Genomic DNA, 13,277 nt, shown 5'->3' with positions numbered 1-13,277 from the left:
ATCGACACGACATGAACCGTTTGACATTGGACTCGCTCAGATGGAGCGCCGATTCATCAAGGAGCGTCAACGGGAAGGAATCACGCGAGCCAAGGCGTAGGGCGCATACGGCAGAGGCAAAATTAGGCTTGACTCCGCCCAAGAAATGAAAAAGCGTTGAACAGCTTCTTAGTGGGTGGCATCCGGAATTGGCTGGAGAAGCTTGAGAACGAGAGGGTCCAGTTCCGGCGAGGTCGCATGCTTCTTGAGGGTTTCTACGCCAACTTCATCGACGACCGCGTTGTCGATGTTTTGGCCACACTCTTCACCAATCGAGCGGAGACGAACATAGTCCAGCTCCACGCGAGTATTATCGACTAGGTCGATGGCGCTATCGATCGACTTCCTAGTTTGATCAATAATTTTAGTGAAAAAGAGAGTTTTACCCTCGGTGGCGAAACCGCGGTAAAGCCCGACGGTCGAAAGGTTGTAATGAAGATCCTCTAGCGCGTTGCCATAAGCTTCCCGCTGCTCGATCGAAATATCAACCTCCGCGTTGCCGATGATTGGTTTTTTCGCGGGCCTACCGTCTTCGCCGCGATAGACTTTCCACTTTCGAGCACGAACAGGGCCATTCCGTATCGTTCGACAGGCAGTCATAAGTGCCTCGCTAATCCTCAAGGATCCAGCATTACGGTCGGCCGCAATCAGTTGTTCCTTCATCAGGTCAGTTTGACGCCAAGTGCCAACCGTTGCAGCAGCCGACATGATCAGAGCCAAGGTCGATACGATGAGCGCAATCCGCTCCGAGGACCCACTCGCGCTACCTCTAATGAAAATCGCGTTTTCCTTTTTCCAAGGAAACCAAGCTTCACGAGCGCGTTCGATCATTAATTCCTCGCGAATCTTAAGGTGTAGCTCAAGCGAGTTTCGCGTTTAGATTTTGGTTGTCAAACTCAAATGAACCATCGCGCAAATGATACGGAAACATGCCACGGAAACCGTTACGGCTATCTTTCACTGTACATTATAACTCATTGATTTTATTGAGTAAACAAACAGTGGCTGGGGCGCCTGGATTCGAACCAGGGATGACGGTACCAAAAACCGTTGCCTTACCGCTTGGCGACGCCCCACCAGAGCTTGAGCGGAAACCGCTTGCTCAAATCGACGCCTGATTAGCAAAGCTCTTCGCCTGTCACAATGACTAAGTTTAACCCGGCGCAGATTTATGCGCTGCGTAGCGGCCGCCGTCGTGCTAGGAATTGGCGACGTCATCGGCCCGAGATCATTCCTTCATGGACAGTCCCGCATTCGACCTCGCTTTCGAGCCGGCCTATGGGCAAGCCGTGCCGGTGGTTGCAAGTGTCGAGCGGGTGACAGTGAACAATCCCGGCCCTTTCACCTTTTTCGGCACCAACAGCTATATCGTCGGCTCTTCCTCGGTCGCGGTCATCGATCCCGGCCCTGAGGACGAGGCGCATTTTGCAGCGTTGATGGCGGCGCTTGCCGGCCGCGCGGTGACGCATATCTTCGTCAGCCACACGCATCGCGACCACTCTCCGCTCGCCGGCCGCCTGCAGGCGGCAACAGGGGCGGTGACGGTGGGCCAGGGGCCGCATCGGCCGGCGCGGCCGCTGCGGGAGGGCGAGATCAATCCCTTTGCCGAAAGCTCGGATATATCCTTCGTGCCCGACATAACGATCGGCGACGGTCAGACCCTCTCGGGCGATGGCTGGGCGCTGACGGCGGTGCTGACGCCGGGGCACACGGCCAATCATGCCGCCTTCGCGCTGGAGGGCCGCGACATCCTCTTCTCCGGCGATCACGTCATGGCCTGGTCGACCTCGATCGTCGCGCCGCCGGATGGTTCGATGGCGGATTACATGGCCTCGCTCGAGCGGCTGATGGAGCGCCAGGACCGGCTGCTGCTGCCCGGCCATGGCGGGCCGGTGACGGAGCCGGCCGGATTCCTCCGGGCGCTGAAGGCGCACCGGCTCAAGCGCGAGCAGGCGGTGCTGGCGCGCGTGCGGGCGGGCGACACTCAGATTGCCGAGATGGTGAAGGTGATCTATCGCGATACCGATCCGAAGCTGCATGGGGCGGCCGCCCTTTCGGTGCTCGCCCATATCGAGAATCTCATGGAGCGCGGCGAGATTGCGGCCGATGGGCCGCCTTCGCTTGCCGCCACCTACCGGCTGTTGTAAGCGGGAGATGGGGAGATTACCATGAAGCGTGCCGCTTACAGCTATCGCAGCGATGCCGATGTGCCTGATTTTGCCGATGACCAGCCGCTGATCGTCTTTGATGGCGAATGCGTGTTCTGTTCCGGCTGGGTGAAATTCGTGCTGAAACATGACAAGCAGCAGCGATACCGCTTCCTCGCGGCGCAGACGCCGCTGGGTGCCGCGCTCTACCGGCATTACGGGCTCGATGCGCGCGACTACGAGACCAATATCCTGATCGAAGAGGGCCGCGGCTTCTTCAAATCCGACGGCACGATCCGCATGGTGGCGGGCCTCGGCTTTCCCTATTCGCTGGTCAGGATCTTCCGGCTGCTGCCGCGGCCGGTGGCCGATGCGCTCTATGAATTCATCGCCCGCAACCGGCTGAAGATTGCCGGGCGGCAAAGCTGCATGGTGCCGACGCCGGAGCAGCGGCGCCGCTTCATCACATGAGCGCCGACCGGTTTTCGCTGCTCATCATCGGCGGCTACGGCACCTTCGGCGGGCGGCTTGCCCGGCTGCTTGGCGATCAACCCAGGCTCAGGCTGCTGGTTGCGGGGCGCTCGCTTGAAAAGGCCGACGATTTCGTTGCAGATCTCCGGACGCCGAAAGATGGAGCCGAGGGCCTGGGAAGCAATAATCTCGGCGCGATGGTGCAGGCAGTGGCCTTCGACCGAGACGGTGATCTCACCGAACAGCTGACGCGGCTGAGGCCCGATCTCGTCGTCGATGCCTCGGGGCCGTTCCAGACCTTCAGGGAGGATGCCTATAAGGTGGCCGAGGCCTGCATCGACCTCGACATCGATTATGCCGATATCGCCGACAGCACCGGCTTCGTCGCCGGCATCGGTGGGCTCGATGCCGCGGCCAGGGCCAAGGGCACCTTCGCGCTTTCGGGGCTGAGCAGCCTGCCCGCCCTCTCCTTCGCAGCACTCGATGCGATGGCGCCGCATTTCTCGCGGATCGACAGTGTCGCGGCGGGCATTGCCCCGTCGGCGCATGTGCGGATCGGGCTCAATGTCGTGAGGGCGATCGCGACCTATGCCGGCAAGAAGGTCACGGTGCTGCGCGCGGGACGGCTGGCCGCCGGGCGCGGGCTGATCGATGCGATGCGGGTGACGGTGGCGCCGCCGGGGGTTACGCCGCTGCGCAGCCGGAAGTTCCTGCTTGTGGATGCACCGGATCTGGCGCTGCTGCCGGCGCGCGCTGCCGGCCTGCAATCGAGCTTCACCGGTGTCGGCACCGAGCCGCAACTGCTGCAGCGCTTGCTCAGCCTCGCGGCACGGCTTGTCCGCCTCCGGCTCCTGCCATCGTTGCTGCGGTTTGCGCGGCTGCTGCAAGGCGCCAGCCATCGTTTCGCGATCGGCGAGCATCGCGGCGGCATGTTCGTCCGCGTCGGCGGTCTCGACCATGTGGGAAAGCAGCTGACTTCAGGCTGGCATTTGATTGCCGAAGGTGATGACGGGCCGTTCATCCCGATCATCGGCGTGGACGCGCTGGTGCGCCGGCTGCTGACCGGCGTGCGGCCAGAGCCCGGTGCGCGGCCGGCGGCGGGGGAATTGCAGCTTTCGGATTTCGAAGCGGCCTTCCGGCGGTTTTCGATCACATCGGGCATCCGGATGGAAAACGAGGAGGCGCCCCTGCCTCTCTACCACAGGATTCTCGGCAGCGCCTTTGAGCGGCTGCCACCTGCCATTTCAGCCCTGCATGCCGGCGGCGCGCGCGTCGCCTCCGGCCGGGCGCGGATCGAGCGCGGCGGCGGGCTGCTGGCGCGGGTCGTCGCCCGCGTCATCGGCTTTCCCGAAGCGGGCTGGGAAGTGCCGGTCACGGTGCGCTTCGCAACCGATGGCGACAGGGAGATCTGGACCCGGGATTTCGGCGGCACGGTCTTCCGCAGCTTCCAGGTCGAAGGCAAGGGCCGCGACCGGCATCTGCTCACCGAAGTCTTCGGGCCGTTCCGGGTGCTTTTGGCGCTGGTGCCGGAGGGAGAGAAGCTGCGGCTCGTCGTGCGCGGCTGGCGGTTTTTCGGAGTTCCACTGCCGCTGTTTCTGGCGCCGGGTGGCGATACCTATGAGGAGGAGCGCGATGGGCGGTTCCACTTTCATGTGGAGATTGGTGGGCGGCTGACGGGGTTGGTGGTGCGGTATACGGGGTGGTTGGTGGTGGAGGGGTGATGGGGGTGGTGGCGGCCTTGGGAGGTGTGCCCTACCTCACCTTACCGGCGCGCCGAGATACCCCCTCTGCCCTGCCGGGCATCTCCCCCACAGGTGGGGAGATCACAGGTAGCTTGAACTTCCTGCCCATCTATCGTTTCGCCGTTCTGGACGTTCATTGCTTGGGGAAGCCGGTGCGCCCAGCCAATCTCCCCACCTGTGGGGGAGATGCCCGGCAGGGCAGAGGGAGGCTGACACGGCACTCCGTTTCGCCGTCATTTCTTCCTCGGATCGATTGCTGCCGCCTGCGGCGGCACCGTAGGGGCGTCGAAGGGTGAACATCAATCCGTTTTGCTATTGAGCGCGACCACTTGGAAGACCGGCGCGTGCAAGGTCTGCGGCGGCTTGATCGAGAATGGAAGGATCTCGGAAGTTCCAGGCCTGCCGCCACGACTGGATCGTCGCAGCCGGCGTTGACTTGAGCATCTTTTCGACGGCAGCTCGGGCGTCTGCCTGGCGACCAAGACGCATATAGGCAATGGCGAGTTGCAGTGGCGCGTCGGCAAATTCCGTGGTCTTCAGCACCTCAACTGCGTCTTCGTTTCTACCAAGCACGATGAAGATGAAGCCTCGCACGTAGTTAAAGAACCAGGACAATCCCGGATCCCGAGCGGCTGCAGAGTCGGTCAATTCCAACGCCTTTTCGGGTTCACCGGCCTGTAGGAAAATACTTCCTGCATCGGTGAGGGTGAAGGCATTGTATGGTGCCGCCGCAATGGCCTTGTTCATTTCCGCAACAGCCCCATCATGGTCCCCCTTGAGCGTTAGAAGCCACGCACGGAGCCAGTGTGCCAATCTCGCTACCTGCGGGCTCAGGTTCTTGTTTGAGAGGACCTTGTCGGCCAGTCGGCCCGCGTCCTGAAGATCAGCCTGCGGGTCAGAACTGTAAAGCAGCCCAACCTTCATCCAGTGAGACCACCCCAACTCCACGGTCAATAAGGGGGAGTCGGGGAACACCTGCAGCCCCTGCTGCGAGATGTCACCTGATCGCTCGAGTCCTTCCTTCGTGAAAAGGTTCAATTGGCTTTCCGCACGCAGGTAGTAGTCGTATTCAGCCAGGTTGGTGCTGTCCTTGCCCCAAGCCTGACTGTAGTCCGCTTTGCGTATGGCTCCCCATTCGCCCGTCATCGCCCCCACAATCTTGCCGGTCAACTCATCCTGAAGCGCCCATGGGTCGGTTCCGGCCTTGTCGAAGCGGTCTGCCCAAACATGGTCCCCCGTCTCAGCGTCGATGAGTTCCCCAACGATGCGCACCCTATCGCCTTCCTTGCGCACGCTGCCTTCGACGATATAGCCGACGCCCAACTCCTTGCCGATCTGGCGGACGTCACCTTCCTTGTCCTGATACGCAAACGATGACGTTCGCGAGACGACCGCGATATCAGCAAAGCGCGAGAGGATAGCGATGAGGTCGTTCGCCACTCCTTCTCCCAAGTATCCCAGGCTCTCGTCGGCACTCAGATCCTTGAAAGGAAGCACGGCGACGGATGGGATCGTACTGGAGACTGCAGGGGAGCGCGCTGTCAGTGGATAGTACAGCGCCATCCAGGCGGCCACCACGGCCACAATGGCTGCCGCGACTCCGAGTGCCCACCACGGACGGCCGATCCCGCGCTTGTGCGGAAGGCGTCGGCGTGGCGAGGCGTCGATGCGTACGTAGTAGACTTCGACAAGCTCTTCGATGTTCTTGACCTTCCGCTGCCCGGCAGAGTCGAAGGCAAACGCGAGCTTATTCTCGACTTCCTTCGCCACCTTGCCTGAAACACAGATCCCACCTGGGGGGGCGAGTTGCTCCAGCCTGGCCGCGACGTTCACACCTTCGCCATAGCGGTCATCGCCGTCCATGATCACTTCGCCGAGGTTGATGCCGATGCGGACGTTGAGTCTCTCCTCCTCCGCTACAGAAGCGTTGCGCTCCGCCATTCCGCGCTGGAGAGATACGGCACACTCGACAGCGTCGACCACGCTGCCGAACTCCGCGAGCAGGCCGTCTCCCATGAGCTTGAAGACCCGCCCGTGATGCCCCGCAATCTCGGGCTCAAAAAGCTCAGTGCGTCGGGCTCGAAGGCGGTCAAAGGTGCCCGCTTCGTCTTGCTCCATAAGTGCGGAGTATCCGACTACGTCGGCGGCCAGGATTGCAGATAATCTGCGTTCCATGTCTTCGCTCCCAACAGGAATTCCGCGCTAAACACCGTACATGATTTTGCTGCACGTTTCACGCGCGGCCGCAGAGTCGATCCAAAGGTGCTGGGTCTTGGTCTTCCGTTTGCTTCACTGGTTTACCTCAGCGTGACGCAGCTCCGTTTTTTCACACGGTGCGTGAGGCTGAGGCCGCATGGCAGTCGAGACGCAATAGCGATGGGTACGGTTCGCGCGGTGCTAGATTCGGCCGCGCCGTTGACGACTCGAGGAACCAGCGTTTGGTGGCAGTTGCTACCTTATAGCGCGAGTTTGCCGCACCGTATCCCGGCCCTTCGCTTTGGGCTCAGGGCGTTCGCAACTGCAATCGATTCACTGGATCGATTGCTGGCGCTTTGCGCCACCGTTGCTCACCCCCCAGCAATTCCTAGCAGCTCGGCATCCAGCGCCTTCAGAAAATCGCCGGCGATTGCGGCGCTGAAGCCGAGGTCGTGTTGGCCGTAGCGGGAGGCGACGCGGATGTCGACGAAGGTGGTTTCGGCCTCTTCGCGCAGCCGAATGAGGATATCGAAGCGCAGGCCGAGGATCAGCGTGCGGGTGGTGCCCTGCAGCGTCACGCCGGTGGCGCCGCGGATCAGCTTGGCGACATCATCGTCATAAGGGCGCGGCGTCGGCACGGGGACGACATCGGGCGCATCGGCCACGGCATCGTCGCTCGCCGGCGGCGGCTTGACCGGTCTGTCCTCGGGATCGCGGCCTGGCTCGGTGTCGCCACTGCTTTTGGTGATGGTAATGCCGCTCATCTTGGCGACCTTGCGCACCGCTTCCAGCACGCGGTCGAGCGCGCCCTCATAGCGCCGGCCGGTCAGTTCGGGATAGGCAGCGAGCTGCTTTTCGCGATCCTCCGGCGTCACATCAGCGTTGCGCTTCAGCCAGATCTGGTCGGAATAGCGCGGCGACAGCCAGTCGGGTGCGGAGACCGGATCGGTGGAGACGTCGTAGATATCAGGCAGTGTCAGATAGTGCTCGGTGGCATAGGCGCCGAGGCCGAGCGGAAAGGCGGCATAGATCAGCGCCGCCAGCGCCGCCAGCCCGCCTTCGGCCCCCGTCATCCAGAGGCTGCGCAGCCCGAGGGCTGCCAGCATGACGGCGAGCAGCGCGCCGCCGGCGGCGGCAATCAGCAGCAGCACCAGATAGGGTGTGGCGAGGCCGCCGAAGCGGTGGGCGATCATCACAGCCAGCGCCAGCACCAGGGAAAACGCCCCGAGCAGCCGCGAAAAGCGGGCGGCGTTGGAAACGGGGCGGTCGAAGCGGATGGCCATCAAACTTACCGGTTGCTCGTCAGCGCCCGCGCGTTCGAACACGCAAATCGCCTCACCCTGTTTAGAGCATGATGCCGAAAAGTGTGAAGCGGTTTTCGGACGACATCATGCTCTATTCTTTGATTTAGATCCGGATTCAGATTTTAGGCCGGCCCGGCCTAAAATCATCCGGATCTGGGGCAAGGTTCGGCTAAATTGAAACTATTGTCTGAGGCATTGCGTTGGAATCCACGGCGGAAGGTCATGGTGAAACGGGGGCTGCTTCATAAGCCCTTGCTGATATGTCAAAAAAGAGCCATTCTGCCGCGGTTTCATCTCCAGATGTAGAGGAGAGACGGGATGATTTCACCCGAGATTGCAGCAAGGCCGCAGGCGTCTGCGCTTGGCGGGATCGACCACCAGTCCGAGCCGATGCTGCCGATGGAGCTGCTCGAGCTCGAACTTTCGCTCGAAGGTTATGCCGGCGGCGATGCCGGCTTCTGCGAGGCGGTGCGCCAGGCGGCGGCACGCTCCGGCGGCGAACTGCTGTTCGACCTGCCGGCCGGCGGCCTCGTGCAGAATTGCCGGCGCATCGCCGTGCTGCGCATTCCGGATGACGGCCAGGAGATGCGCGTGGTGCTGGCGCTGCTCGACGATCACGGCACGGAGATCCGCATGCAGGCGCCTGACGAAGAGACCGCGCCGCTGGTGCGTTTCGCCGATGCCTTCATCGAATTGCTGGAGCGGATCTAGGTCTAGATCAAGATGTCAGCGGCGCTCGGCCGCGGCTTCCGCAACACTGCGGAAGGGAAACTTGCGCCCGCATTCGCATTTGATCATGAAATTTTCCTGGTTGTTCGAGGGCCGCTGCACGCCAAAGCCGCGCGGCAGCTGATCGACCTTGAAATCCGGGTGCTTGCGCTTGGGATCATCAACTTCCGAGGCTTCGGCAAAGCCCTCATTGCCGCATTGCGGACAGTTCAGTTTTTTCGAAAATCGATCGCGAAGGGCCATGCTCGTTCCAGTGATTCCGGCCTCTTTTCGAGAGGCCATGCTTTCCTCATACAGAGGAATGCCCCTCATGCATAGAAAGCTTGGCCGGCGAAATTGGAACCAAGTGCTAGGGCTGCCGTTCCTTTTTTCGAAAAGGAGGCACTCATGCCCAACAAAGATCCGATCCCGACACCCAATGCCGATACGCCGCGCGGCCCGACGCCGACACCCGGCATTCCCGACCCCATCCAGCAAAAACCGCCGCTGACGCCGGCACAGGATCCGGCCGATACGAAGAACCCGCAGGATCCACCGCTCAATCCGGCGCTGCTGCCGATTGGGGATCCGGCGGGGGCGGCGTGAAAGGTCCGGCCGGTGCCGGCGGCAAAGCCGCGATGCACTGAGCGTAAGCGACGGGCAATGAATGGCGTGCCGTGCGGCCCCCTCATCCGCCCTACGGGCACCTTCTCCCCGAGGGGAGAAGAGGGGATCGAGACGTTGCGGCAAATCCCCTTCGCCCCAGCGGGGAGAAGGTGGCCCGAAGGGTCGGATGAGGGGGCTGCACGGCACATGGCTCGCGCAATCCCCCAGCTCTCAGCGATCTCCTGGGAAGAGCAGCTTGACGCCCTCGCCCGAATGGCCTTTGCTCGGAGCAGGCATTCCAAGGAATAAACCAATGCGTATTCGTCTTCTCATCACCGTCATGGCCACCATCGTCGCCGGGCTGTCGGCCTGCCAGACGATGACGCCGGAGGAGCGGCGGGCGGCGGATGAGCAGCGGTGCCTGAGCTATGGCTTCCGCCGCGGCACCGATGGTTTTGCCACCTGCCTGCAGCGCATCGATCTCGACCGGCGGGCCGAATCGCGGGCGCAGAGTGCCGAGATGATGCAGAGCATGGCCTGGGATCTGAACGGGCCTTATATCTACCGCGATCGCTGGCGGTATCATCACTGAGCGCCACGGGCGCCCTGCCCAACTCCACCGAATATCTTACAAGCCAGCCCGCAGCTCTTTCGGACCGCGCCGGACCTCGTCCAGACCATTTGAAATCACCGCCTGCGCCGCCGCCAGCCTGGCGATCGGCACGCGGAACGGCGAGCAGGAGACATAATCGAGGCCGATCGTCTCGCAGAAGCGGATCGAGGCCGGGTCGCCGCCATGTTCGCCGCAGATGCCGAGCTTCATGTCGTTGCGGGTGCGCCGGCCGCGTTCGGCGGCGATGCTGATCAATTCGCCGACACCGTCGAAATCGAGCGAGATGAAGGGATCGTGCTCGATAATGCCCTTGCGCTGATAGGTGGGGATGAAGGCCGAGGCATCGTCGCGCGAGATGCCGAAGGTGGTCTGCGTCAGGTCGTTGGTGCCGAAGGAGAAGAATTCGGCAGCTTCTGCAATCACATGGGCGCGAAGGGCCGCACGCGGCAGCTCGATCATCGTGCCGACGAGATAATCGATCTTCATGCCGGCCTCGCTCATCACGTCGCCGGCGACGGCATCGATCCGCGCCTTGACGTAATCGAGTTCGGCGCGCAGGCCGACGAGCGGCACCATGATCTCCGGCACGACGGCAGCCCCGGTCTCCTGGGCTGCGGCAATCGCCGCCTCGAAGATGGCGCGGGCCTGCATCTCGACGATTTCAGGATAGGAGATCGCCAGCCGGCAGCCGCGATGGCCGAGCATCGGGTTGAACTCGTGCAGCGCATCGACGCGCTGGCGAAGCACGGAGGGCTCCATGCCCATGGCGAAGGCGACCTCGGCCACCTCGTCGTCTGTTTTCGGCAGGAATTCGTGCAGCGGCGGATCGAGCAGGCGGATCGTTACCGGCAGGCCGTGCATGACGGTGAAGAGGCCGGTGAAATCGAGGCGCTGCATCGGCAGCAGCTTGTCGAGCGCCAGCCGCCTGCCCGTCTCATCGACGGCAAGGATCATCTCGCGCATCACATGGATGCGCTCGCCCTCGAAGAACATGTGCTCGGTGCGGCAAAGGCCGATGCCTTCGGCGCCGAAGGAGCGGGCGGCCAGCGCATCGGCCGGCGTATCGGCATTGGTGCGCACCGTCATGCGCCGGGCGCGGTCGGCCCAGCCCATGATGCGGCCGAAATCGCCCGACAGCGCCGGCTGGATCATCGGCACCTCGCCCTTCAGCACCTGGCCGGCCGAGCCGTCGATGGTGATGATATCGCCCTTCTTCAGGGTGACGCCGATGCCGAGCAGCCGCTCGTTGCGTTGATCGATGCGCATGGTGCCGGCGCCGACGACGCAGGGGATGCCCATGCCGCGGGCAACGACCGCCGCATGGCTGGTCATGCCGCCGCGGGTGGTGAGAATGCCTTCGGCGGCATGCATGCCGTGAATATCCTCAGGGCTGGTCTCGACCCTGAGCAGGATGACCTTGCGGCCTTCGGATTCCGCCTCGACCGCCTCTTCCGCTGTGAAGACGATGGCGCCGGTGGCAGCGCCCGGCGACGCCGGCAGCCCGGTGCCGATCACCTGGCGGGTGACGCGCGGATCGATGGTGGGATGCAGCAGCTGGTCGAGGCTGGAGGGCTCTATGCGCAGCACCGCCTCGTCCTCGGTGATCACTCCCTCATCGACCATGTCGACGGCGATCTTCATTGCCGCCCGCGTCGAGCGTTTGCCCGAACGGGTCTGCAGCATCCACAGCCTGCCGCGCTCGATGGTGAATTCGATATCCTGCATGTCGCGGTAATGGATCTCGAGCTCGGTGCAGATGTGGCAGAGCTCGCGAAACGCCTCGGGCATCAGCTTTTCCATCGAGGGTTTTTCGGAGCCGGAGGAAATCCGCCCCTCCTCGGTGATGCTTTGCGGCGTGCGGATGCCGGCCACCACATCCTCGCCCTGGGCATTGACCAGGAATTCGCCGTAAAGCGCCCTCTCGCCGGTCGAGGGGTTGCGGGTGAAGGCAACGCCGGTGGCGGACGAATTGCCGAGATTGCCGAAGACCATCGCCTGGATGTTGATCGCCGTGCCCCAGCCTTCCGGAATATTGTGGAGCTGGCGGTAGGTGACGGCGCGCGCGCTCATCCAGCTGGAAAAGACGGCGCCGACCGCGCCCCAGAGCTGGACTTCGGGATCCTGCGGGAATTCCCGCTCCAGCTCCTCCTCGATCAGCTTCTTGTAGAGCGAGACGATATGCTGCCATTCCGAGGCGCTGAGTTCGGTATCGAATTCATGGCCGAGCTTGGCCTTCTCGTCTTCCAGGATCTCCTCGAAGGCGTCGTTGCCGAGGCCCATGACGACATCGGCATACATCTGGATGAAGCGGCGGTAGCTGTCCCAGGCAAAACGCGCGTCGCCGGCATCATGACCCAGCGCCTGCACGGTCTCGTCGTTGAGGCCGAGATTGAGCACCGTGTCCATCATCCCCGGCATCGAGACGCGGGCGCCGGAGCGCACCGACAGCAGCAGCGGCTGGCTGACGGAGCCAAAGTGGCGGCCGGTGACCGCCTCGATCGCCGATATGCCGGCGCGCACCTCAGCCTTCACCGCTTCCTCGATGTGGCGGCCATTCTTGTAATAGGTGTTGCAGGCATCGCTGACGATCGTCAGCCCCGGCGGCACCGGCAATCCGAGCGCGCACATTTCCGCCAGATTGGCGCCCTTGCCGCCCAGAATCTCGTGATCGCGCGCCCGGCCCTCAGCCTGCCCGTCGCCGAACCTATAGACCCACTTGGTCATCTTCCCCCCAACACCAAATCGGGATTAGCTTAATCCGTTGGTGTTGAAATGAAAATCGACAAATGCGGCAGAATGTTGCGCTGCACAATAAATCTTGGCCGTGGCCGGCATCGAAACGGTTGAAAGGCGCCCAAACAGCATACAAGGCATAAAAAAAGCTTTGCGGGACTGCAACAATGTCCCGCAAAGCCTTGTTTCCGTCCGGCCAGGAAAACCGGACGGGGGGTCCCTCAACCCAGGAACGGCTCAGCTTTTTGTAAAGAGAACCGCTCTGACCTTGTCATACGCAATTCCTGGGAAAATAGATCGCTACTTCCCAAGATTTGCTCTCGGTTTCCGGTTCTTGCCCTCGCCCGGAAAACCGCACGCAAATTCGACAATGCGCAACCTTTGGTCGCCCGCTTTCCAGCAGAGTAATTAGGTTGCGTTGAAACAACTTCTAATGCAAGTCAGCGAAAAGAGCATCACCCAAATGGGGTACAAGCGACAAGAGAGCCGACCTTTTTTGGTGTTTATTGCTCGGCCCTTGATTTTACGCAATTTCTGGGCGCAAAACCGCGCCGCACCTTTGCTGAAATTGCGCCTGCCTGGTTTCGCGCAATCCCGGACGGAAAACCGCTGCGCACTTTTCCTGGAATTATTGTCTTTGGTTTCACGCAATCCGGACGGAAAACCGCTGCGCACTTTTCCTGGAATTATTGTCTTTGGTTTCGCAATTCCGGACGGA

General features: G+C 62.1%; 11 protein-coding genes, 1 tRNA gene and 1 pseudogene. 7 read left to right on the top strand and 6 right to left on the bottom strand.

From position 1 onward, the window contains the following. Positions 1-31: 31 nt before the first annotated feature. A pseudogene (locus tag ACD590_RS03760) lies at positions 32-97 on the top strand (recombinase family protein); the annotation flags it as partial. Between the two features lie 71 nt (positions 98-168). Here the strand turns inward: ACD590_RS03760 and ACD590_RS03755 are convergent. Both ACD590_RS03755 and ACD590_RS03750 read right to left on the bottom strand, forming a co-directional pair. After that, positions 169-870, bottom strand: coding sequence for a hypothetical protein (locus tag ACD590_RS03755; protein ID WP_439002170.1), 702 nt, complete (start codon positions 868-870; stop codon positions 169-171). A 171-nt stretch (positions 871-1,041) separates the two neighbouring features. Next, positions 1,042-1,115 (bottom strand) — tRNA-Gln (locus ACD590_RS03750). 162 nt (positions 1,116-1,277) lie between these two features. On the opposite strand from ACD590_RS03750, the gene ACD590_RS03745 reads away from it, so the two are divergent. Genes ACD590_RS03745 through ACD590_RS03735 form a run of 3 tightly spaced genes read left to right on the top strand, consistent with a single transcriptional unit; the run spans position 1,278 to position 4,378 of the window. Beyond that, positions 1,278-2,186, top strand: a complete 909-nt coding sequence (locus tag ACD590_RS03745; RefSeq protein ID WP_439002169.1) for an MBL fold metallo-hydrolase — start codon at positions 1,278-1,280, stop codon at positions 2,184-2,186. 21 nt (positions 2,187-2,207) lie between these two features. Beyond that, entirely contained in the window at positions 2,208-2,657 is a 450-nt protein-coding gene (locus ACD590_RS03740) for a thiol-disulfide oxidoreductase DCC family protein (protein WP_439002168.1), read from the top strand. Beyond that, positions 2,654-4,378, top strand: coding sequence for a DUF4166 domain-containing protein (locus ACD590_RS03735; RefSeq protein ID WP_439002167.1), 1,725 nt, complete (start codon positions 2,654-2,656; stop codon positions 4,376-4,378). The genes ACD590_RS03740 and ACD590_RS03735 overlap by 4 nt, the downstream gene beginning before the upstream one ends. A 333-nt stretch (positions 4,379-4,711) precedes the next feature. Here ACD590_RS03735 and ACD590_RS03730 read toward each other — a convergent pair whose 3' ends face one another. Then, positions 4,712-6,574: an adenylate/guanylate cyclase domain-containing protein gene (locus ACD590_RS03730; protein ID WP_439002166.1), complete on the bottom strand. Its 1,863-nt coding sequence runs from the start codon at positions 6,572-6,574 to the stop codon at positions 4,712-4,714. Positions 6,575-6,966: 392 nt separating this feature from the next. Beyond that, on the bottom strand, positions 6,967-7,878 hold the full coding sequence (locus tag ACD590_RS03725; RefSeq protein ID WP_439003508.1) for a DUF1499 domain-containing protein: 912 nt from the start codon (positions 7,876-7,878) through the stop codon (positions 6,967-6,969). A gap of 339 nt (positions 7,879-8,217) precedes the next feature. Here ACD590_RS03725 and ACD590_RS03720 point away from each other — a divergent pair, with 339 nt between their 5' ends. Continuing rightward, positions 8,218-8,610, top strand: a complete 393-nt coding sequence (locus tag ACD590_RS03720) for a hypothetical protein (RefSeq protein ID WP_018240964.1) — start codon at positions 8,218-8,220, stop codon at positions 8,608-8,610. Positions 8,611-8,625: 15 nt separating this feature from the next. Here ACD590_RS03720 and ACD590_RS03715 read toward each other — a convergent pair whose 3' ends face one another. After that, a complete protein-coding gene (locus ACD590_RS03715; RefSeq protein ID WP_018449220.1) occupies positions 8,626-8,871 on the bottom strand; it encodes a hypothetical protein in 246 nt (81 codons plus the stop codon). A gap of 144 nt (positions 8,872-9,015) precedes the next feature. Here ACD590_RS03715 and ACD590_RS03710 point away from each other — a divergent pair, with 144 nt between their 5' ends. Together ACD590_RS03710 and ACD590_RS03705 are read left to right on the top strand one after the other, a co-directional pair. Next, positions 9,016-9,213: a hypothetical protein gene (locus ACD590_RS03710; protein ID WP_012756389.1), complete on the top strand. Its 198-nt coding sequence runs from the start codon at positions 9,016-9,018 to the stop codon at positions 9,211-9,213. A gap of 313 nt (positions 9,214-9,526) precedes the next feature. Beyond that, positions 9,527-9,805, top strand: a complete 279-nt coding sequence (locus ACD590_RS03705) for a hypothetical protein (RefSeq protein ID WP_018240962.1) — start codon at positions 9,527-9,529, stop codon at positions 9,803-9,805. 36 nt (positions 9,806-9,841) lie between these two features. Here ACD590_RS03705 and ppdK read toward each other — a convergent pair whose 3' ends face one another. Continuing rightward, entirely contained in the window at positions 9,842-12,550 is a 2,709-nt protein-coding gene (gene ppdK, locus ACD590_RS03700; protein ID WP_283186171.1) for a pyruvate, phosphate dikinase, read from the bottom strand. Positions 12,551-13,277 lie beyond the last annotated feature (727 nt).

It is taken from the genome of Rhizobium sp. 862_C5_N1_2, assembly GCF_051811205.1.
Taxonomy (GTDB): domain Bacteria; phylum Pseudomonadota; class Alphaproteobacteria; order Rhizobiales; family Rhizobiaceae; genus Rhizobium; species Rhizobium leguminosarum.
This window is presented reverse-complemented; position numbering and strand designations above follow the sequence as displayed.

Bases quoted from the DNA above. Each gene is read 5' to 3' on its own strand.
- ACD590_RS03735 (WP_439002167.1), top strand. From the start codon at position 2,654: ATGAGCGCCGACCGGTTTTCGCTGCTCATCATCGGCGGCTACGGCACC.
- ACD590_RS03755 (WP_439002170.1), bottom strand. From the start codon at position 870: ATGATCGAACGCGCTCGTGAAGCTTGGTTTCCTTGGAAAAAGGAAAAC.
- ppdK (WP_283186171.1), bottom strand. From the start codon at position 12,550: ATGACCAAGTGGGTCTATAGGTTCGGCGACGGGCAGGCTGAGGGCCGG.
- ACD590_RS03720 (WP_018240964.1), top strand. From the start codon at position 8,218: ATGATTTCACCCGAGATTGCAGCAAGGCCGCAGGCGTCTGCGCTTGGC.
- ACD590_RS03715 (WP_018449220.1), bottom strand. From the start codon at position 8,871: ATGGCCCTTCGCGATCGATTTTCGAAAAAACTGAACTGTCCGCAATGC.
- ACD590_RS03705 (WP_018240962.1), top strand. From the start codon at position 9,527: ATGCGTATTCGTCTTCTCATCACCGTCATGGCCACCATCGTCGCCGGG.
- ACD590_RS03725 (WP_439003508.1), bottom strand. From the start codon at position 7,878: ATGGCCATCCGCTTCGACCGCCCCGTTTCCAACGCCGCCCGCTTTTCG.
- ACD590_RS03710 (WP_012756389.1), top strand. From the start codon at position 9,016: ATGCCCAACAAAGATCCGATCCCGACACCCAATGCCGATACGCCGCGC.
- ACD590_RS03740 (WP_439002168.1), top strand. From the start codon at position 2,208: ATGAAGCGTGCCGCTTACAGCTATCGCAGCGATGCCGATGTGCCTGAT.
- ACD590_RS03745 (WP_439002169.1), top strand. From the start codon at position 1,278: ATGGACAGTCCCGCATTCGACCTCGCTTTCGAGCCGGCCTATGGGCAA.
- ACD590_RS03730 (WP_439002166.1), bottom strand. From the start codon at position 6,574: ATGGAACGCAGATTATCTGCAATCCTGGCCGCCGACGTAGTCGGATAC.